The sequence below is a fragment of the Colwellia psychrerythraea 34H genome (assembly GCF_000012325.1).
GTDB classification, from domain to species: Bacteria; Pseudomonadota; Gammaproteobacteria; order Enterobacterales; family Alteromonadaceae; genus Colwellia; species Colwellia psychrerythraea_A.
This window is the reverse complement of the sequence record NC_003910.7, coordinates 734,771-756,532: the sequence shown is the minus strand read 5'-3', so window position 1 is coordinate 756,532 and position 21,762 is coordinate 734,771. Positions and strand designations below refer to the sequence as shown.

Sequence of the window (21,762 nt, the reverse complement as noted above, 5' to 3'; positions counted from 1 at the left end):
TCCTTTTATATGCTTCACGTAATATATACATTTGCTTAACTTGGCTCCCTGCCTCTTGCATAATTCGATAGTAACAGTTGCTAAAACTCCCTCTAGTAATATTACGACAAACTTTCGAACAAACACGACAAATAAAAACAGATCTCATTACTTTCAATAACTTAGCTTAATAAACAAAAAATAGAATGTCGGTTTTTTATTACTATTCGTCCATTATTTGCTAGATAAATATCATCTAAAGATTCAATCTGATAAATGTTGATTTTTTGTTAAACACTTAAAGCAACCTATAAAAATAATGCGCAAAACAACAGTCAAAATGATTGCTGCAAGAAGCGTGAAATATCAATGATGGAGTTAATGTCAGATGAAAAATAATAGAAAGCTCGTATTAAGTACCATAGCCTTATCCGTTTTAGCCGTGACTAGTGCCGCGAGTAATGCAACACCTCAAGCGCAACTTAATAAAGCAGAAAAAATGACTACGGCGCAGTCTTCAACACTTAGTTTTGCGCAGTGGCGTGCTCAACAAAAACTTGAACGCACTGATTACACTGACCGTTTAATTATTACCTTTAAAGATAAGAAGCAAGGTAAGAGTGTTCCTCCTGGTCTAGCTAAAAAAATCGGTTTAAATTTAAAACACGTTAAAATATTAAAAAATAATAGCCATGTAATTGCTCTTGATGAAATGCATGCGGTAAAAGATGTTGAGAAATTCATTGAAAAACTACGCAAGCACCCTTCTGTTGTATCGATAGAACCAGATTATCAACGTTTTTTAATGGCGCAAAACCAACCTTGGGGAATATCAAAAACCCAGTCTGATCAATTAACTGATAATGACGCCGCTAACATGACGGTATGTATTATCGATTCAGGTTATCAACGTAACAATCCAGATTTAAATGCAAACAATGCTGCAGGTACCAATAACTCGGGTACAGGTAACTGGTATGAAAATGGTGGTTCTCACGGAACACACGTAGCAGGTACTATTGCTGGGGTAAATAACAGCGAAGGTGTTGTTGGTATTTTGCCAAGCACTAACGTTAATCTACATATTGTAAAAGTATTTAACGAAGCAGGTTGGGGCTACTCTGGCGACTTATCTGACGCAGTTGATACTTGTGTAAATAACGGCGCTAAAGTTATCAATATGAGCTTGGGTGGTTCTGGTTCAAGTAACACTGAAAAAAATGCCTTACAAGCTGCTGCTGATACTGGTGTATTGCTTATTGCTGCTTCAGGTAACGATGGTAACGCTACTCTGTCATATCCAGCTTCTTACGATGCAGTTATGGCTGTTGGCGCATTAGACAGCAATAACCAACATGCTGAGTTCTCTCAATATACTAGCCAAGTTGAAGTATCTGCACCTGGCGAAGCTATTTTATCTACTGTGGCTGGTGATGGTCGTTTAGGTTTTATTACTGTCGGTTCAACAACCTATGGTAATGACAGTGTTGTTCCTCAAACTCATTACATTCAAAGTGCTGGTAACTTCGTTGTTAGCAATGTTGATGGTGCTGCCAATGGCGTATTATCAAGCTGTACTATTTCAGGTAGCAGCTACAGCTGTTCAAACGTAAATGGCAATATTTGTTTAGCTGAGCGTAATGATAACCAAAAAGGGAGTAATTACCCTGAGATCAACCCAGCTAAAGCTTGTGCTGATGCTGGCGCATCTGCTGTTATCGTTTATAGTGACAGTACTCGTCCTGGCTTACAAAATCCTTTCCTAGTTGATGCAAATACTGACGTAACTGTACCAACCGTTTCTGTTAGCCGTGCATTAGGTCAACAACTGATGACCCAATTAGGGTCTAACGCTAGCTTAACCGTTAATAGCTCACAAGATTATGCCTATTATAATGGTACTTCTATGGCAACACCTCATGTCACAGGTGTTGCAGCATTAGTATGGAGCAATAACCCAAACTGTACTGCCGACGATGTACGTAGTGCATTGAAAAATACTGCGGTTGATTTAGATGCAGCAGGTCGTGATGACAAAACAGGATTTGGCTTAGTACAAGCAAAAGCAGCGTCTGATGCTTTAGCAGCTAGTTGTGGCGGCGGTACAACACCTCCACCACCAACAGGTAATACGCTTACTAATGGTGTAGCTAAAACCAACCTTGGCTCAAGCACAGAACTTAGCTTTACTATGGAAGTTCCTGCTGGTGCCACTGAGTTAAACTTTGCTATGGCTGGTGGTACTGGTGATGCAGATCTTTATGTTAAATTTGGTTCAGCACCAACAACTAGCAGCTATGATTGTCGTCCATATAAAGGCGGTAACACTGAAAGCTGTCCAATAGCGAGCGTTCAAGCAGGTACTTACCACGTTAAAATGATTGCTTATTCAGCATTTACGGGAGTTAGTTTAACAGGCAGTTTCACCGAACCTACCACAGGTGGCGGCGCTACTGGCGGCAGTGCTTCAGTAACAGATATTAGTGTTGCTCGACAAGCTTGGACATACTACACCATTGACGTTCCTGCTGGCATGGCGACATTAGATTTTGCTATGAGCGGTGGTACAGGTGATGCGGATATGTATATTAGACGTGGTTCTCAACCGACCTCTTCAACGTATGATTGTCGTCCATACAAAAGTGGTAACACTGAAGCTTGTGCATTTACCAACCCAGCAGCTGATACTTGGCATATAGGTGTTTACGGTTACTCTGCAGCAAGCGGTGTTAGCTTAGACGTAACTTATAACCCATAAGTAAATGATTACCTAAAAAGTAAAACTAACAACCTGGTATAAGGCAACTTATATCGGGCTTTCTTTGTTTTACAAAAGAGTAAAGTCTTTCGCCCATAACTGCACAATTTTCTTCGGCTTCTACGGTACTTACAAACAGCTGACTAATTACTCTTTAACAAATTTTCCGATGGTCACAGATTTTTCATGCCATTAACTGCTCCGACAAGTTTTAATGGAGCAGCTCTAAAATAGAAACTAACCAGAGAAACTTGCTATTGGCCGAACGTCCACAGAAAAGCTATAAACATGGGCTTGGCTTCAGGAAACGATCAATTTAAAACAAAAATTGAAGGATGAAGCGGTAAGAGTGAAATAGATAGATAGGTAAACAACAAATTCAAAGTAGCTCTGACCCCTTTATTTCTAGGCACTGCCGCTATGAGAGCGATTGGGACATTAATACTTTAATTTTTTCATCTTGCTTGAGCATTAAATGAATTGTCTTATTAACTTCTTGACGGGTTTGTGATTTATACCAACGATTCCAGCAACCAACATTATCCCAGTCGGTGATAATCGTTCTGATATTAGGGTTATCAACATTGGTGTATGACGCACCAGAAATATAACCTTTTGCTGCCATTATTGCTGCTAAGGTTTTGCGAATTTCATTATCGTAGGTTGTTTCCATATCTTCTGCGAGCACACGCTCAATAATTACTTTTATCATTTCTATTCAGTTACCTAATAATTAAATATTTAACTTACACATCACGTTTTTCAATGCTCACAACATAGATATAACGCATTTTAGGATTCATTGTAAAGCAGAGAAATAGGTAATATTAGTTAATTTTTCAGTTGTTCATTTATTTTAGCTTAAAGAAGGATAGGTGCTTTAGGTTGAAACCGAAGTTTAGCGAAGTAGAACAATTGTTCAAACCATCAAAAAATAATTAATTGATGGTGAATGTGGTTTAGTAAATTATTTTTATCTTGAACTATTTTTTAAAAATTACGCTAGGGGAAAGCTGTTGATTGGCTTAAATATAATAGAGATGGATATTGTGGCTATATAGACGATAGTAGATGCATATCTACCCATAATATATCCAGACACAAGATAGGGAACTTTTAAACAACGAACATTCCAAAAAACTCGTTGTAAATTAGGTCCTATAAAGCACTTTAATTACATGCCAACCAAATTTAGTTTTAACGAGATGAGACTCTAATAGTGCGCCTTTAAATGCTATTTTATCAAACTGAGGTACCATTTGACCTCGTTTAAACTCGCCTAAATCACCGCCCTTTTTACCAGACGGACATGACGAATATTTTTTAGCTAAGGTTTGAAACTTGGCCCCTTTACCTAACTGCTCAATAATATCTTCTGCAATTTCTTTGTGCTTAACCAATATGTGAAGTGCGTACGCTGTAGCTGCCATGATAAAAACCTTTTTAATACCGCTTGATGACTCATTTATTATACTATTATCTTTTGCACATAAAAAAGCCCCGACTCTTTCGAATCAGGGCTTTATAATAGTGGTACCAGCGGTCGGACTCGAACCGACACGTCTTGCGACAGGGGATTTTGAATCCCCCATGTATACCAATTTCATCACGCTGGCATAGGTATTACCCTACTTTTGCAATTTGCAAAGAATTAAGTTTTCATTTAAAAACTAAATTCTTTACAAACTTTTTTCTTTTGGTATATCTAATTTTCTTCATAACTTTAGCTACAAGCTAAAGATGGGGGGCATTATACGAAACTTATTCCAGTAAGCAACAAGTTTTTCATGCCTTCACGACACTTAGGCATCAAGTGTCGTTTATTTGTGCAATCATCTTACATTTTGTGGGCATGTAAAAAGAGATCAACCGCCTTAGTCACTTGATAAGTGATTTCTTCATCACTCACTTGTTTATCGGGCAATAGTAAACTGCGGGTATGGAGCGGCCCTTTAGCCATTTCCATTAACATTTGCGCACTAAAATGGCAGTTGTCAATTTTCAATATTTTTTGCTCAGTCAACCAGGTTAAATAATCAACTAAAGGCAATATGCCGGTCATTGGACCATTTTTATATATCATTTCACCCAGCTCAGGAAACTTCACTACTTGCTGAACGACTAAACGAAATAGTGACATTAATTCTGGTGACAACATGCCTACTACAAACTTGAAACATACTTGATTGAGCGCTTCCTTTGCTTCGAGGTCACGATTTATCGACGTTAAAATTTCAGATTGTGTTTTTACTTGCCGTTGAATAACGGCCATCAACAAGCCGTGCTTATTTCCAAATTCATTGTAGATAGAACGTCTTGAACCGCCAGCGTCCTTAATAATCATTGCTAAAGACGTTTCATCAAAACCTAGATTATAAAAAAGGTTTTGTGCTGCATCTAAAATCAATAGACCCCTTGGGCTGAGTTTTTTTATGTCTACAGTGCTGTCTTTAACCATGTGATTGTCCGTTATTGTAACTATATTGTTGACTTTGGTACTACATAGTACCAAAATATACGGTACTGACTAGTACCAATTGTACAGTTCAGCAAAAATGAACTTTACTCACAGGGACATCCCTGCACTGAAGGAACACGTATGCGCGCGCTCTCATTTATATTTATTGCTCTGATACTCGTTGGATGTAATGAACCAGCTAAAGAAATTACTAAACCAATACGTCCCATCATGTGGACCAAAGTAAAAATATCTCCGTTTGAACAAATCCGTACCTTGTCTGGTATTGTTGCTCCTGTTGAAGCAACTAAATTGAGCTTTGAAGTTCAAGGAAAAATTCAAACCATTGAGGTGAATCTTGGTAATGAAGTTGTTAAAGGTCAAGAGCTAGCGCGCTTAAATCAACGTAACTTTAACTTGGGGCTTCAGTCTGCACAAGCGCAATACCAACAAGCCAAAGCAACATTAATTGATGCCAGAAATAGCCATAGACGATACGAACAATTACTTAAACAAGGCGTAGTGTCACAATCAGGCTTTGATAATGCTAAGGCCACTTATGACGCTAGTAAAAGTGCTGCTGATGTAGCACAAGCACAATTGGATATAGCTAGTAAAAATTTGCAAGACAGTATTTTATTAGCCCCTTATGACGGTATTATCACCAAACGTTTATATGAACCTTCACAGCAAATATCCGCAGGACAATCCCTTTTTGAAATTGAAGGTAAACATGGCCTTGAAGTTCATGTCATGGTACCAGAAACACTCATTCGTGAATTAAGACAGCTTTCTATTCTCCCTATACATTTTCCTGTATTACCTGAATTAACGATGCAAGGTCAAATTACCGAAATTGGTACTCGTGCTGAATATGCGAATGCCTTCCCTGTTACAGCAGTACTCGAGGGTGATAATCCTTTACTCCGTGCAGGTATGACGGCTGAGGTGGACTTTTCTTTTTCTGGAACAGGAAGAACAGGTCATACAGGTGATGTATTTCGTATTCCGGCAACTGCGCTAAGTGCAGGGTTAGAACAAAAGGCTTATGTTTTTGTTTATAACCCTGACAGCCAACAAGTGATTAAAACCCAAGTGCAGACAGAAAACATTTTCAAAAATGAAGTGTTCATTTCATCAGGTTTAAAACAAGGCGATATTATTGCGATAGCGGGTGTTGCCTTTTTGCGCGATGGCCAACAGGTCAGTTTGACTGATAATAACGTTCAGCGTTTTAATTAAGTTTAGGAAAATTGATGAACATTACCCAAGTAGCTTTTACCTACCGAAAAAGCGTGTTTTTGATTATTGCTGTGTTACTGATTAATGGCCTCTTTGCTTACTTCACTTTGCCCGCGCAAGAAGATCCAACGATTACCATTCGTGAAGCGATTGTTAGTACTTCTTTTCCTGGTATGGCGCCCGATAGAATTGAGCAGTTAATCACTAAAAAATTAGAAGAAGAAATACGAAAAATACCGCAAGTAAAAGAGATAAAATCTAGCTCAGCCACTGGCATATCTATTATTCACGTTAAAATTTACGACCGCTATTTTAATCTTGATGATATTTGGCAGAACCTGCGCAATAAAGTGACTGCAGCACATAATAAAATGCCCTCTGGCACCCATACTCCTTTTGTTAATGATGAGTTTGGTGATGTATCTGTTGTTACCTTAGCACTAACCGCTGATGGGTTTGATCTGGGTGAGATGTATGATATTGCACAACATATTCGCGATACCTTATATGGCGTCGAGGGTACTAAAAAAATTGAAATATTAGGTCGCCAAGAAGAACGTATATTTTTAGAAGCTTCAAATGCCAAACTTGCTCAGTTAGGTATTTCACCGCAATCACTTATCAATGAATTACAAAAGCAAAATATTGTCCGTTCTGGCGGTGAAGTAAACACGGGTGCCATCAGTTTTATTGTTGAGCCGTCAGGTAATTTCAACAGCTTAGTTGAGATTGGTGATACCTATATCAGCATTCCTAATACTGAAGATTTTATCGCATTAAAAGATGTCGTGACTCTACGCCGTGATTTTATCGACCCACCCGATAAAACCGCTTATTTAAATGGTCAATCGGCGATATTTTTTGCAATTTCGATGTTGCCAGAAAATAATCTTTTGGAATATGCCCCGCGTGTATTAAACAAAATCAATGAAATCGAATCAAGTTTACCTATTGGTTATAATCTTGAAATTGCCACTTATCAGGCCGACCAAGTGGCAAAAACCATTAATGGTGTCTCTGTTAATGTACTGCAAACCTTGGCTATTGTATTAGTGGTTGTGATTCTATTTTTAGGTTTACGTACTGGCTTGATTGTTGGCGCTATTGTGCCTTTTGTTATGCTAACCACATTAAGCATAATGCAATTTAGTGATATGAAACTCGAACGAATGAGCTTAGCTACTCTTATTATCTCGCTCGGTTTATTAGTCGATAATGGCATTGTTATCGCTGAAGATTTCAAGCGTCGCTTAGAAGATGGCGTAGATCGATATAACGCCATGTTGCAAGGTAGCAAAGAGTTAGCGATTCCCTTACTGAGCTCATCAGTGACAACGGTTTTATTTTTCTTACCACTTATGTTGGCTGAACATGTTGCAGGAGAGTATACCCGCTCTATCTCACTGGTTATTTTAATTACCTTACTTACCAGTTGGATATTGGCTTTATGTGTTACCCCTCTACTGTGTTATTTCTTTATTACCCTACCGGAAAATAAAAAAGCTAAAGTTGAAAATAACGAGTCTACCCGTGAAGAGCCAGGTAAGTTTTACCGATACTATGAAACATTCTTGCATTGGTTACTTAAACATAAAGCCTTATTTATGACCGCAATGTTAGCGCTGTTCATTGGATCAATACTTTCAATGAAATATGTCGCCAAACAATTTTTTCCTGATTCAGATCGTACTCAAATACTAGTAAATATTGATTTACCTAATGGCACTTCATCCACAGAAACCAACCGTCAGATGAAAGATATTTTCACTTGGTTGGAAGATGAAACACGTTTTGATTTTATCGAGAGTTACTCTGCTTATGTCGGCTTTAGTGGCCCAAGATTTGTGATGTCACTTAACCCTGAAGACCCAGCTCAAAACAAGGGTTTCATGGTATTAAACGTTAAAGATGAGACGGATATTAGTGCAACGGTGTTATCACTTGATGAGCAAATAGAACATGATTTTCCTAACGTGTCAGCTCGCGTTAAAAAAATGTTTTTAGGGCCTTCCGATTCAAGTACCATTAAAATTCAAGTAAAAGGACCAGATAAAGAAGTTATCTATAAAAAAGCACAACAGATAATGGCTGTTTTACACGATGTTCCCAATACTATTGATATACGTACCGATTGGGAAAACCTGATCACTAAAATTGACGTGCAGATAGACCAGCATAGAGCCAAACGTTCAGGCCTTACTTCTGAAGAAATAGCTCAGGCACTCGATGCCTATTTCTCCGGTTCGAAAATTACTGAGTTTCGAGAAGGTGATAACATTATCCCTGTTGTGCTGCGTGCAGAGCAAGCAGAACGACAAAGTTTAGATAGACTTAGAACGCTAAATATTTATTCCAATAAAACAGGGAAAACGGTGCCCTTGTTCCAAGTAGCGAACTTAGCACCCTATAATCAATTTTCTATTATTCACCATGAGGATCTTTTTCGTACCATCAGCATTCAAGCGAGAAACACCGATGTTGCCGCAGAAGATCTTAAGTTAATTATTGATGCAAAGATTCAAGCTTTAGCGGCTGATTTACCGATAAACCATAACATTGAATATGATGGTGTGATTAAAGAGTCTCGTGCCGCTCAAAAAGCGCTAGGTGCAAGTATGCCAATAGTATTAGGGTTAATATTAATATTATTAGTGGCGCAGTTTAATTCTTTTAGACAAGCAGCGGTGATCACCTTAACTATCCCTCTGTCATTTATAGGTGCTGTATTAGGCCTATTTTTGATGCAAGCTCCTTTTGGCTTTATGGTTACCTTAGGACTATATAGTCTAGCGGGTATTATCATTAATAATGCGATTGTACTGATTGACCGGATTAAAATTGAAACTGCATCAGGAAAGTCTGACTATCAAGCCGTGGTAGATGCCTGTTTAACGCGGTTACGTCCAATAGCTATGACCACTATTACTACCGTGATGGGATTATTACCCTTAATTATTGGTAAAGATCCGTTGTTTTACGGTATGGCAAACGTGATAGCTTTTGGTCTCGGTATTGGTACCATATTAACCTTAGCGGTAGTGCCTGCATTGTATTGTGGTTTTTATAAAATCACTGATGTTCAAGTAGAACCTGTATAAATTAGCCTAATAAGCTAGCCCTCAGCTTATTTTACATATGCCACAACACAGCCAATTTTCTCGGACGAGGACATTGGCTTTTTAGTTATGTTTATACCCATGAAACTTCAAAATCTGAGTTTCAGGATACCTGTGTAATGAATGATCAAGGCTCATCTTTTTATTAAGGATTGTTCCCTTAAAAAGAGATACAACGAAGAGCATGGTTTGCTCGGGTTAACAAGGATATTCAATTAAGGTAAATTTTGTTAAACTGCCAAATTATTTTTACAGCCTCTACTTACTGTTACCAACATAAAGAACATTAAATGACTGATACTACCCTTGCAAATTTTCCTCGAGCTGGCTTTAGAAGACGTTTTGGCTCATGGATTTATGATCTATTAATTATCATCGCTATATTTATGCTTTCAGGCTACGTATGCGTAGCGCTTTTTGTTGCTTTAGATGCAATGGGGTTAATCTCAATTGCCAGAAGTGGCTTTGGTATTGACTGGAATGCTACTCATCTTGCTTATAAAGTTGCCTTTAATTTTTGGTGTGTTGCTTGGGTTTGTCTATTTTTCATATACTTTTGGTCTAAAAAAGGCCAAACATTGGGTATGAGAGCATGGCGTTTACGTTTACAAAACCGTGATGGTTCACTGCTTAGCAAAACAACGGCAATTAAACGGTTACTGCCAACGTTATTAGGCTTGGGTAATCTTTGGGTGATTGTTGATAGAAAAAATAAACTCAGTTTACAAGATAGAGTTACCAATACTGAAGTCGTGGTATTATCACTGGAAGCAAATAGAGGCCGCTTATAAGCGCTACTTTATTAACAAAGTATGTGCCCCCGTTAATAGCGATATTCCTCTAGAGAATAGTGCTATTAACAGCAAACGCTATTTAATGTTTTTGCTAGTCTTAAAGAGTTTTGAAAAACTAGCAGAAACTAAGCGGTTTTCTTACCAATAAAGTACCAAGCAATACCAACAAAGAACAGACTAGGTATCATAGCCCCCAGTATTGGTGGTAACTGATAGACCAAACTTAACGACCCTAAGACTTCATTACTAATAAAGAATAAAATTCCGGTAAAGACGCCCATCATTATGCGCGCCCCCATAGAAACTGAGCGTAAAGGTCCAAAAATAAAAGAAAGTGCCACTAACAGCATTACCGCAACCGTTAATGGCTGCATTATTTTTCGCCAAAAAGCTAACTTATAGCGACTTGGATCTTGTTCATTCGCCTCTAAATAATCTAAGTAATCAATCAAGCCCCTTAAAGAAAGCGACTCAGGGGTAACAGTTACTACGCCAAGCTTTTTCGGTGTTAGCGAGGAGTTCCAAATTTTTTGACTATGGCTTTTGGTAATAATTTCATTTTCAGTTAATGAAAACTCTTCAACATCAGTCAATAACCAGCTTTTATCTTGATAAATGGCACTTTTAGCTGAAAGCCAACTATCAATTTTTAACTCATCATTGAAGCCATAAATTTGTACTTTCTTTAATTGACCTCTGTCCAGCACTTCACCAATATTAACAAAGTAATCACCATCTTTAGCCCAGACACCATTTTTAGCGGCAATTAGACTACCACCTGAAATTGCTTGAGCACGTATTTCACGCGCTTTCGCCTCGCCACTGGGTGCCAACCATTCACCAATGGCCATGCTAACAATAATCAATAAAACAGCCGTTTTCATCACTGACTTAATAATATCTAATCGCGACAAACCCGCGGCTTGCATTACAATAAGTTCACTATTACTCGCTAACATACCGATACCAATTAAGCCGCCGATAAGTGCCGACATCGGGAAAAATACTTCCACATCGCGAGGCACCGCATAAAGCACATATAATGCGGCATGGGCTAGATCATAATTTCCTCGACCTATAGCGCGCATTTGCTCAACAAATTTAATGATGCCACTCACGCTGACAAAAACAGCCAAGGTAATAAAAGTAGTAGAAGCAATGACACGACCAATATAAAAATCAATAATGCGCATTAATAACCCTTAACTTGTTCAAGAAATCTCACCACACCACTCACACAGATACCGACAAAAACAGCTAAGGTAATAAAAGTAGTAGAGGCACTATGATGAGTAAAGCGACCAATGTAAAAATCAATAATGCGCATTAACTTTCTTTCCCTTCAGTCATTTTTTTAATTGATTTGCGTTTAAAGCTCGGTAATTTTGCTTTGATAATTCGCCCACTACTTCGTTCTTTCATTAATAACATCATCCCAATAAACAACGCACTGATGTGTATGGGCCACAAGCCAACAACACTTGGAATGGCGTTCTTTTCAATAGCTGAGCGCATTGAAGTTAATAATAATAAATACCCTAAAAATAACATCAAGGCCGGCAGCATTTTGGCAAATTTACCCTGCCTTGGATTGACCACACTTAACGGCACGGCAATAAAAATGAGAATAATACAGGCTAAAGGAAAAGCGATTCGCCATTGAATAGTCGCGCGGTAGGCGGATTCTAACTCTGGAGGCATATTGTTATACAACTCGAGCGTGGATATAGCACTTAGCTTACGGTGTTGATGTTCAACTTCTTGATCTTTTATTTGAATATAATATTTATTAAATGCCACCGATTGGAATTCTTTAGATTCGATATCTCTGTGATAACGAATGCCATCACCCAACACTAACTGCTGAGAGCCAGTATCATCTTCAAAAACCTTACCTGTTTTTGCGTATACTAAACTTGAGTTAATAATGCTGGCATCAACATTGTCACCTTTAGGTAACTGAGCAACAAAGACTTTATTAAAACTATTAGTTTCACGGTCTTTATCATGAATAAAAACCACCGCATCTTGATTTCCCGTTTGTTGGAAACGTCCGGAAACCAGTGCACTTAGACCAGAATCGGCTGCAAGCTCCTCTTTAACTTTATATTGATATTCTGAGGCTAACGGCGCTAGGTATAGCGTAAAAATTCCGGTAAAAATAGCGGTAATAACAGCGAGCACTAACGTTACTCGCACCACATACCATTCACTAACACCACACGCATGCAAGACGGTCATTTCACTGTCTGCATAAATACGCCCATAAGCGAGTAAAACGCCTAAGAACAAGCTAAGGGGTAAAATAAATCCGGCAAGGTCTGGTATTTTCAAGGCAATAAAAGTCATTACCAATTGCCCAGGTATACTTCCTTCTGAAGCATCACCGAGCACACGGACAAATTTTTGACTGATAAAAATAGTCATTAACACAAAAAACACTGCTAATTGTGTTTTGGCGACTTCTTTTAATAAATAACGAAAAATGATCACAAAAAGATCCCGTAAAAACTTAGTTTTTTTCTGACATATTGGCAAATATTGAGTAAACTTGTCGTTTTCATAAGTAAACTATATAGTCAGTAACTAACGAATATTGTTGAGTGCGACTATAATTATAGCCCTTAGCAATATCAATTGAATAGTCAAGAGTGCTATTTTTTACTTATTTTAGCAAGTTATGCTAAATAAACACCTTATTAAATTGTAAAAGGAAAAGTCATGGAGTTCAGTGTAAAAAGCGGCAGTCCAGAAAAACAACGTAGCGCTTGTATTGTGGTAGGTGTTTTTGAACCTCGCAGACTTAGCGGTACAGCCGAACAGCTTGATGAAATCAGCGAAGGCTACATAAGCAACCTTTTACGTAAAGGCGATTTAGAAGGTAAATCAGGGCAGATGTTATTATTACATCACGTGCCTAATATTTTAAGCGAGCGTGTTTTATTAGTAGGTTGCGGTAAAGAGCGTGAGCTTGATGAACGTCAATATCGTCAAATAATTACCAAAACAATTAACACCTTAAATGAAACCGGTTCTATGGAAGCCGTATGCTTCTTATCTGAGTTACATGTTAAAGGTCGTGATATTTACTGGAAAGTTCGCCAAGCGGTTGAAGCAGCACAAGATGGCTTATATAGTTTTGATAGTTTAAAAACGCGTAAGGCTGAGGCTCGTCGTCCTTTACGTAAAGTTGTTTTTAATGTACCAACTCGCCGTGAATTGCCTATTGGTGAACGTGCCGTTAGTCATGCTTTAGCTATTGCTGAAGGTATTACTACCTGTAAAAATGTTGCTAACATGCCGCCAAACATTTGTAATCCTGCATATCTTGCTGAACAAGCCAAGATTCTTGAAAATGATTATGACAAGGTTACAACAACAATTGTTGACGAAAAAGAAATGGAAGAGCTTGGTATGGGTTCATACTTAGCTGTTGGTCGTGGTTCAGTAAACGAATCATTAATGAGTATCATTAAGTATGACGGCGCCGGTGATGATTCAAAGCCACTAGTATTAGTGGGCAAAGGTTTAACTTTTGACAGTGGTGGTATTTCATTAAAACCTGGTGCAGGCATGGATGAAATGAAATATGACATGGGTGGTGCTGCAGGTGTATTAGGAGCTATGCATGCGCTGGTCGAACTTAATTTACCTATCAATGTTATTGGCGTTTTAGCTGGTTGTGAAAACATGCCAAGCAGTAACGCATATCGTCCAGGTGATATATTAACAACTATGTCTGGTCAAACTGTTGAAGTACTTAATACCGATGCTGAAGGCCGTTTAGTTTTATGTGATGCACTGACTTATGTTGAACGCTTTAACCCTGAAGCGGTTATTGATGTAGCCACCTTAACCGGTGCTTGTGTCGTTGCTTTAGGCGCACATGCAACAGGCCTATTGAGTAGTCATAATCCACTTGCCCATGAATTATTAAATGCTTCCGAGCAAAGTGGTGACAGAGCATGGCGTATGCCGTTATGGGATGACTATCAAGACCAACTTGAAAGCCCATTTGCTGACTTTACCAATTTAGGTGGCAAAGAAGCAGGAACGATTACTGCAGCTTGTTTCTTATCGCGTTTCACCAAAAAATATAATTGGGCGCATTTAGACATTGCCGGTACAGCATGGCGCAGCGGTAAAAATAAAGGCGCAACCGGTCGTCCTGTAAGCATGCTAACGCAGTTTTTACTGAACCGTTCTGGTCAAGAACAAGGCGAATAAATCGCCAGAATAAATTGATAGAAAAAAGAATAAGCCCGAGTAGTTAACTACTCGGGCTTAAGTATTTAAATTAGGCGAACTTAATTAGGCAAGAATGATGCAAACTCAAGTAATGTTTTATCTACTTAAGGATGATGTAACAGACGAGAAAGAAGAAGATACTCGTTCTGCTATTTATCATGCCTGTTTGCAAGCCAGTCATTTCTATCGTCAAAATCAGCGGGTCTATATTTATGCAAAAGACCAGCAACATGCTGAACAAATTGATGAGATGCTTTGGGCATTTGATAGCGACAGTTTTGTACCCCATAACCTCGTTGGTGAAGGTCCAAAACAAGGCGCTATGGTGGAAATAGGTTATCAAGCACCGCAAGGACGTCGTCCTGTGCTTATTAACCTTAATAGTGCGGTGCCTAACTTTGCCAATCAATTTCAATTTATCGTTGATTTTGTGCCTAGTGATGAAACACTTAAACAACAAGCGAGAGAACGCTTTAAAACTTGCCGACAATGGGGTTTTCAAGTTGATAACCAAGCGGTAACCGTGCCAGAGGAAGTCAGTAAATAGCGATTTATCTCTATACTGGGCACTCACAAAGATAAACAAAAAAATGAAGACGAACACAAAAAACCTAATTCAATAAACGTTGCATTTTACTTTGCTGCACTTTTACTTTGTTGAGCCTTCACTGATCAACAGTGTTGCAACAAAACAACGAACAACTATTAAACCTATTACCGGATAAAATGATGGAAAAAACCTTTAACCCTACCGACATTGAACAGTCCCTTTATACTAGCTGGGAAGAGCAAGGTTACTTTAGCCCTACAGGTGAAGGTGACAGTTACAGTATTGCTATTCCACCACCAAATGTTACTGGTAGCTTACATATGGGTCATGCTTTTCAGCAAACCATCATGGATACGCTTATTCGTTACCAACGCATGCAAGGTAAAAACACCTTATGGCAAACCGGTTGCGATCATGCTGGTATAGCAACACAAATGGTAGTTGAACGTAAAATTGCGGCTGAAGAAGATAAAACGCGTCATGACTATGGTCGTGAAGGTTTTATCGATAAAATTTGGGAATGGAAAGAAGAGTCTGGCGGCACCATAGGCAAACAAATGCGCCGCTTAGGTAACTCTATCGATTGGAGTCGTGAACGTTTTACTATGGATGATGGTATGTCTGAAGCGGTACAAGAAGTATTTGTACGCTTATTTGAAGACGATTTGATTTATCGTGGTAAACGCCTGGTAAATTGGGATCCTAAATTTCACACCGCTATTTCTGATTTAGAAGTTGAAAATAAAGACAAAAAAGGCCACATGTGGCACTTGCGTTATCCTTTAGCTAACGGTGCTAAAACAGCAGAAGGTCTCGATTATTTAGTCGTAGCGACAACACGACCGGAAACTATGTTAGGTGATACAGGGGTTGCAGTAAACCCAGAAGATCCTCGCTATAAAGACCTAATTGGCAAGCAAGTATTATTACCGTTAGTAAACCGATTGATTCCAATTGTCGGTGATGATCATGCCGATATGGAAAAAGGCACTGGTTGTGTAAAAATCACACCTGGCCATGACTTTAACGATAATGAAGTAGGTAAACGTCACGCATTGCCACAAATTAACATCTTAGATAAAGATGCTGCTATTTTAGCAACCGCTGAAGTTTATGATACTAAAGGTGAAGTTTGTAACGCTTACGATACTGGATTACCAAGCGAATTCGCTGGTATGGATCGTTTTGTAGCCCGTAAAGCTATCGTTGCTAAGTTTGACGAGTTAGGTTTATTAGTTGAAGTAAAAGACCATGATTTAGTTGCACCATACGGTGATAGATCTGGCGTTATTATTGAGCCACTATTAACGGACCAATGGTATGTACGTGTTGAAAAGTTAGCAGGCCCTGCTGTTGATGCTGTTAAAGATGGTCAAATTGAATTTGTGCCTAAGCAATATGAAAATATGTATTTTTCTTGGATGAACAACATTCAAGATTGGTGTATCTCACGTCAACTTTGGTGGGGACATAGAATCCCAGCTTGGTATGACGAAAACGAAAAAGTATATGTTGGCCGCACAGAAGAAGAAGTACGCGCAAACAATGACATTGCTGCTGATATGAAGTTAAGACAAGACGATGATGTACTTGATACTTGGTTCTCATCTGCTTTATGGACGTTCTCAACCTTGGGTTGGCCAAAAGACACTGAAGATTTAAAAACCTTCCACCCTACTGATGTATTAGTCACTGGTTTTGATATTATTTTCTTCTGGGTTGCCCGTATGATCATGATGACCATGCACTTTAACAAAGATGAAAACGGTAAAGCGCAAATACCATTTAAGAAAATCTACATGACAGGCCTTATTCGTGATGAAAATGGCGATAAGATGAGTAAATCCAAAGGTAATGTTGTTGATCCTTTAGATATGATTGATGGTATTTCTTTAGAAGATTTATTGCAAAAACGTACTGGCAATATGATGCAGCCAAAGCTTGCCAAGAAAATTGAAAAGCTTACCAGAAAAGAATATCCAGAAGGTATTGAAGCGCACGGTACTGATGCTTTACGTTTCACGCTAACGTCTGTTGCTACAACGGGTCGCGATATTAGCTGGGACATGAAACGTCTAGAGGGTTACCGTAACTTTACCAATAAGTTATGGAATGCTAGCCGTTATGTAATGATGAATACTGAAGAATTTGATTGCGGACAGTCATCACCTGAAGGAAAGGCTGGCGACATGGAGCTTTCACTTGCTGATCGCTGGATCATAGGTCAATTTGAGCAAACTGTAAAAACGGTTCATGAAGCCTTTGATACTTATCGTTTCGACCTTGCCTCACAAGCTTTGTATGAATTTACTTGGAATCAGTTCTGTGATTGGTATTTAGAACTAACTAAGCCTGTCCTGTTCAAAGAAAATGAAGCACAGCAACGTGGTACTCGCCATACTTTAGTGAATGTTTTAGAAGCGTTATTACGCTTGATGCACCCTATCATGCCATTCATCACTGAAACGATTTGGCAACGAGTTCAACCATTAAGTGATTTTAGTAAAAATGGTGACTCGATTATGGTGCAAGCATTTCCTCAGTTTGATGAGAGTAAATGTGATCAACAAGCCATTGACGATTTAGAGTGGGTTAAACAATTCATTATTGCTATTCGTAACATTCGTGGTGAAATGGACATCTCGCCAAGTAAAGAGTTGCCTGTATTGCTTAAAAACGTAAATGATAATGATCAACGTCGTTTGGATGAAAACGAGCAGTTCTTAAGTTCGCTAGCAAAATTAGAAAGCATTACGGTATTAGCGGATGATGAACAAGGTCCAGCTTCAGCTTCAGCTGTAGTAGGTGACTTATCAGTGCTAATCCCAATGGCTGGCTTAATCGATAAAGAAGCAGAGCTTGCTCGTTTAGATAAAGCTATTGAGAAGCTTGAAAAAGAAGCCGGCAGAGTTCGCGGTAAATTAGGCAATGAAAACTTTGTTAGTAAAGCCCCTGCAGCGGTTATTGAAAAAGAACAAGCAAAGTTAGCTGACGCTGAATCTACACTTGCTAAAATACTTGAACAAAAAATACAAATAGCCGCACTTTGATCTAAAGAGCTAAGCTAAAAAATAAAAATGACGGCTACCTTAAATAGTCGTCATTTTTTATCATAATCCGCCGCGTCTCCCCCTCAAAACCCACCTTGAGTGACTGTTAACATTGGCTTTGATAGCTACTCTCATTTAGACAAAGAAAATTTGAACTAATCTGACTTTTTATAAAGCAAATTAAAAACAACTATGTTAGACTACTTTCGCGTTGAGTTCTTGCGTTGCAGATGAAGGTTTATACTGACTTTTGTTGTAGTTTTCTATCTGATGCACATAGTGTATTGATTATTCTACACAGGCAGATTTAGACAATGCAAACTATTGTTTGAAGCAATGATTGTGTCGAATATGGTTTGTTTCCTTCCTCTTCCTGTACTTTTTGGTAGAGGGCACTTACTCGGGTGAAAACGGTTTCTACCCATTTTGGGATAGAGCCACAATATTATTTTATGATTACAGGAAAATGTTAGTATGTCTGATACAGTTACTGGTAAAGTTAAATTTTTCAACGAAACTAAAGGTTTCGGTTTTATAGAGCAAGAAAATGGTCCTGACGTGTTTGTTCACTTCAGCGCTATCTCTGGAGACGGTTTCCGTACTCTAGCTGACGGTCAAGCAGTTACTTTTACTGTTAAACAAGGTCAAAAAGGCCCTGAAGCAGAAAACGTACTAGCTGTATAAGTTTAACTTATAAGCTAATCTAAAAAAACGAAGCATGAGTTTAACTCTTCCTTCGTTTTTTTGTGTCTGCAATTTAAGAAAATAAAACAGGTACATTTCAAAACACCCCAACAACTGCAATTTATTATCAACTACACCCTACCAGCTAAACTTGTAGCGACCTTTCCTTAGTAATTCAATTACCCAAATAAAACCAGTTAAACAAAAGACTAATGTTAATAAGGCAAAGAAGGTTATTTGACCATTATTGAAACCACCTACCGACCCCTCTCCTAGAAAAGGGTAATCCATAAAGTGCAGCATAAAGAAGAAATCAACAAAACGTTTATCCTCATTACTGTGCCCGACTAAACGCCCTGAACTAGCATCTAAATAAACACTCGTTTCTAAGTCATCAGAAAAGTTTACCTGCCAAACGCTATTTTGTTCTTTGAGCATATCAGTAATAGGTGGTTCAAGTTTAACTACACTATTTATATCCCCTTTGCCCTTATAGCTTGCTTGAGCCAGCTTACCTGCAACATCATCATCGATAATAAGCTCATCTCCAACGTAAGCATCTACTAGGCTGTAATCGCTTTTAAAATGATTGTATAAGCCTTCTTCATGAGTTAATAAATAGTAAGGTTTGCCTAATCGCTGTATCAAGGCAACCTCAGTTACAGCTTTACTATTTTTATTCATGATCAGATCAAGGTTTACTAAACGTTTGTGTTCAATCTTTTGGAAGGTGATTGCTTTCTTATTTTGATTACCACGTGCTTTATCGTGATCCATCAAATTAAAAAACAAGCCCGTACTTAGCCAAATGAATAACTGAATAAAAACTAAAAGCGATAACCATTTATGGAGTTTTTTAATTGTAGATAGCTTAATAAGTGATGGGTTTGGGATATTACGCTTTTTCATCTGTAATCTCCTTATTCAAATCATTATCAACATTACTGTTTCTTTTGTTCTTCTTGGGCATAAGGCGAAAGTAAGTCAGTACTAAGCCAAAGATACTGGCAATAAAAGCGAGCACAGTGAACACAAGAAGTAACTTATTGCCTGGCTCTTCATCGATATAATCCATAACATGAAAAGCAAACATCCAGTCAAAAATGCGCCAGTAGCTATGTCGCTTAGTTACCAATTGTCCTGAGTTAGCGCTTATATAGAAACTAGGACTAGCAAAATCATCAAAATCAATTCGCCATGCGGGTAAATGGCGACTACTTAGCTCTCTTGGTGGGTTAACGGTAATCAACTGAATATGGGTTATCAGTGCTTTACTGTTTGTATAGTTGTCTTTGGCTATCGTCATCGCTAATGTTTCGTCGATGGGTGATAATTGGCGACCATCAAAGGCCGAAAGCATAACTTTCTGCTCGCCATCATTAAAACGATAAACGCTTTGATTTAGCAATAAACCAAGCTCAATATCTGATGCTGTACTATGATCATTCATTAACTCACTAAAAGAATAATTAACGTTATTAAAGGCGATTGTTTGCTTTTTATTGGCAACTAATGAATCCCCATGAATATAATCAATATCCATTAACACCATATAAGTCCCCGTGATAGACCAGGTTAACAGTTGCAGGCCAACAAATAACATTAACCATTTATGATATTTTCTACTATTCCTATGTAAAGACACTACCAATATTCCCTTATATTTCTGCTAACGCTTGTACTAAAATGGCTTCAATTTGAGACATAATTGCTTGGTTCGTAGCCGCATCAAAACCACTGATCCGTGGCGTATGAATATGCCCAGTAGGGATTGTTGAACCTAACTTATTACGCAAAGCAATACTTCGATAAGAGATCTCATTAGATAAATAACCTCCCCCACCACCTTGCACAGCAACCTTATCAACAAGCTCAGTTAAGCTATTGGCGGTAATATTTTTTGCGGTACCTGATTCGAGTATCGTTACCCCACGATTATCATTAATTTTGTAACGACCTTTCGCTTTCATCATCGCTTGATAAGGCAAACTAAAAAGAACAAATTCATCACCTTTAAGCGGCGCTGCAAGTAAGCTAGGTATTAAAGGATTATTCTTATTCGCGCCAGTATAAACATTGACATTATCTGGTGCTGTAGCACTGCGCCTTAACCCTGGGAAATGTTCTAAGTCAAAGTCACTTCGGCCCATTGAAAGAGTCGCAATCAAATCAACACTATTTAATGCATAAAAAGGGGCTAACAAGCTTTCAACTTCACCTTGATCAAAATCAGCATAACGTACCGGTATCATGGCAGCATTTATTTCTGCTGTTATCTTTTTCCCGTTCTGCATGTATTCGATAACCACACCATCAAGTAGTAACGCAGCTAAACCTGAAGGATTAGATTGTTTAATGTTTCTATCAAGCAAGAATGGGTCAAAACCAGTTAGCAAAATACGCTTATCGGTAGCTTGCTTGTAAGTTAAATCATTGCGACCACGGGATGTATTTTCAAAGGTTTCAACTAAGGCTGCCAATTCAGTTTGCGAATACTGAGTTGGCGTCGCTTTTACAAATGAGATAATAGCTAACCTTGTCCAGTATAAGGGCCTGTCATCAACAACCTGACCATTTTTCGCTTGTTCTTTACTGTATTGCCATAATTGATTACCAAGCAGTGATAACGATTGCTGAGCTAAAATGAAAGTATCCTTTTGTGGCCAGCTCTTTTTAAAAGCAAACCAATCAAAATGTGTACTTACTTCTGGCATTGCTTCTTCAGCTTTTATTACGCGCTGCTCTTCGATATTTAATGGTAATTTTGCATTGGAATATAAACTAGTTGAGCTAATAAAAAGAGAAAAAATCAATAATGCACGGTTGAACTTCATGATGGGCCTTTAATAAACAAGTAAGGATATAAAGCTATAATGCCAATGA

At 38.3% G+C, this 21,762-nt stretch carries 17 protein-coding genes and 1 tRNA gene; 8 read left to right on the top strand and 10 right to left on the bottom strand.

Annotated features, from left to right (window positions below):
- Positions 1-367: 367 nt before the first annotated feature.
- Positions 368-2,737, top strand: a complete 2,370-nt coding sequence (locus tag CPS_RS24235) for a S8 family serine peptidase (protein WP_011041600.1) — start codon at positions 368-370, stop codon at positions 2,735-2,737.
- A 418-nt stretch (positions 2,738-3,155) separates the two neighbouring features.
- Here CPS_RS24235 and CPS_RS03350 read toward each other — a convergent pair whose 3' ends face one another.
- From CPS_RS03350 to CPS_RS03335, 4 genes are all read right to left on the bottom strand, one after another.
- Complete coding sequence (locus tag CPS_RS03350) at positions 3,156-3,449, bottom strand: antibiotic biosynthesis monooxygenase family protein (RefSeq protein WP_011041599.1); 294 nt, start codon at positions 3,447-3,449, stop codon at positions 3,156-3,158.
- Between the two features lie 439 nt (positions 3,450-3,888).
- Positions 3,889-4,167, bottom strand: coding sequence for a peptidylprolyl isomerase (locus CPS_RS03345; protein ID WP_011041598.1), 279 nt, complete (start codon positions 4,165-4,167; stop codon positions 3,889-3,891).
- Positions 4,168-4,268: 101 nt separating this feature from the next.
- Positions 4,269-4,353 (bottom strand) — tRNA-Leu (locus tag CPS_RS03340).
- Positions 4,354-4,574: 221 nt separating this feature from the next.
- Positions 4,575-5,195 (bottom strand): TetR/AcrR family transcriptional regulator, encoded by a 621-nt coding sequence (locus CPS_RS03335; RefSeq protein WP_011041597.1) that lies wholly within the window; start codon positions 5,193-5,195, stop codon positions 4,575-4,577.
- Positions 5,196-5,336: 141 nt separating this feature from the next.
- Here CPS_RS03335 and CPS_RS03330 point away from each other — a divergent pair, with 141 nt between their 5' ends.
- The 3 genes from CPS_RS03330 (at position 5,337) to CPS_RS03320 (ending at position 10,344) form a co-directional block, all read left to right on the top strand.
- Positions 5,337-6,437, top strand: coding sequence for an efflux RND transporter periplasmic adaptor subunit (locus tag CPS_RS03330; protein ID WP_011041596.1), 1,101 nt, complete (start codon positions 5,337-5,339; stop codon positions 6,435-6,437).
- A 14-nt stretch (positions 6,438-6,451) separates the two neighbouring features.
- Positions 6,452-9,535: an efflux RND transporter permease subunit gene (locus CPS_RS03325; protein ID WP_011041595.1), complete on the top strand. Its 3,084-nt coding sequence runs from the start codon at positions 6,452-6,454 to the stop codon at positions 9,533-9,535.
- A gap of 308 nt (positions 9,536-9,843) precedes the next feature.
- Positions 9,844-10,344 (top strand): RDD family protein, encoded by a 501-nt coding sequence (locus CPS_RS03320; protein WP_011041594.1) that lies wholly within the window; start codon positions 9,844-9,846, stop codon positions 10,342-10,344.
- A 128-nt stretch (positions 10,345-10,472) separates the two neighbouring features.
- Here CPS_RS03320 and lptG read toward each other — a convergent pair whose 3' ends face one another.
- From lptG to lptF, 3 genes are read right to left on the bottom strand one after another with little or no spacing between them, the layout of a single operon-like run.
- On the bottom strand, positions 10,473-11,540 hold the full coding sequence (gene lptG, locus CPS_RS03315) for an LPS export ABC transporter permease LptG (protein WP_011041593.1): 1,068 nt from the start codon (positions 11,538-11,540) through the stop codon (positions 10,473-10,475).
- The gene (locus tag CPS_RS24230) at positions 11,540-11,674 is read right to left on the bottom strand and encodes a hypothetical protein (RefSeq protein WP_011041592.1); all 135 of its coding nucleotides are present in this window, start codon (positions 11,672-11,674) and stop codon (positions 11,540-11,542) included. The genes lptG and CPS_RS24230 overlap by 1 nt, the downstream gene beginning before the upstream one ends.
- Positions 11,674-12,840 carry an LPS export ABC transporter permease LptF gene (gene lptF, locus CPS_RS03310; protein WP_011041591.1) on the bottom strand — a complete coding sequence of 389 codons (1,167 nt, stop codon included), beginning with the start codon at positions 12,838-12,840 and terminating at the stop codon, positions 11,674-11,676. The genes CPS_RS24230 and lptF overlap by 1 nt, the downstream gene beginning before the upstream one ends.
- 228 nt (positions 12,841-13,068) lie before the next feature.
- Between lptF and pepA the strand changes: the two genes are divergently transcribed.
- The 4 genes from pepA (at position 13,069) to CPS_RS03290 (ending at position 18,879) form a co-directional block, all read left to right on the top strand.
- Positions 13,069-14,574, top strand: coding sequence for a leucyl aminopeptidase (gene pepA, locus CPS_RS03305; RefSeq protein WP_011041590.1), 1,506 nt, complete (start codon positions 13,069-13,071; stop codon positions 14,572-14,574).
- Between the two features lie 94 nt (positions 14,575-14,668).
- Complete coding sequence (locus tag CPS_RS03300) at positions 14,669-15,142, top strand: DNA polymerase III subunit chi (protein ID WP_011041589.1); 474 nt, start codon at positions 14,669-14,671, stop codon at positions 15,140-15,142.
- Between the two features lie 182 nt (positions 15,143-15,324).
- The gene (locus tag CPS_RS03295) at positions 15,325-18,195 is read left to right on the top strand and encodes a valine--tRNA ligase (RefSeq protein ID WP_041736619.1); all 2,871 of its coding nucleotides are present in this window, start codon (positions 15,325-15,327) and stop codon (positions 18,193-18,195) included.
- 474 nt (positions 18,196-18,669) lie between these two features.
- Complete coding sequence (locus CPS_RS03290) at positions 18,670-18,879, top strand: cold-shock protein (RefSeq protein ID WP_011041587.1); 210 nt, start codon at positions 18,670-18,672, stop codon at positions 18,877-18,879.
- Between the two features lie 138 nt (positions 18,880-19,017).
- On the opposite strand, the gene CPS_RS03285 is transcribed toward CPS_RS03290, so the two are convergent.
- From CPS_RS03285 to CPS_RS03275, 3 genes are read right to left on the bottom strand one after another with little or no spacing between them, the layout of a single operon-like run.
- On the bottom strand, positions 19,018-19,788 hold the full coding sequence (locus CPS_RS03285; protein WP_011041585.1) for a PepSY domain-containing protein: 771 nt from the start codon (positions 19,786-19,788) through the stop codon (positions 19,018-19,020).
- Positions 19,775-20,524, bottom strand: a complete 750-nt coding sequence (locus CPS_RS03280) for a PepSY domain-containing protein (RefSeq protein WP_081428691.1) — start codon at positions 20,522-20,524, stop codon at positions 19,775-19,777. Before CPS_RS03280 ends, CPS_RS03285 begins: the two co-directional genes overlap by 14 nt.
- Positions 20,525-20,537: 13 nt before the next feature.
- Positions 20,538-21,713, bottom strand: coding sequence for a hypothetical protein (locus CPS_RS03275; protein ID WP_011041583.1), 1,176 nt, complete (start codon positions 21,711-21,713; stop codon positions 20,538-20,540).
- Positions 21,714-21,762: the final 49 nt, after the last annotated feature.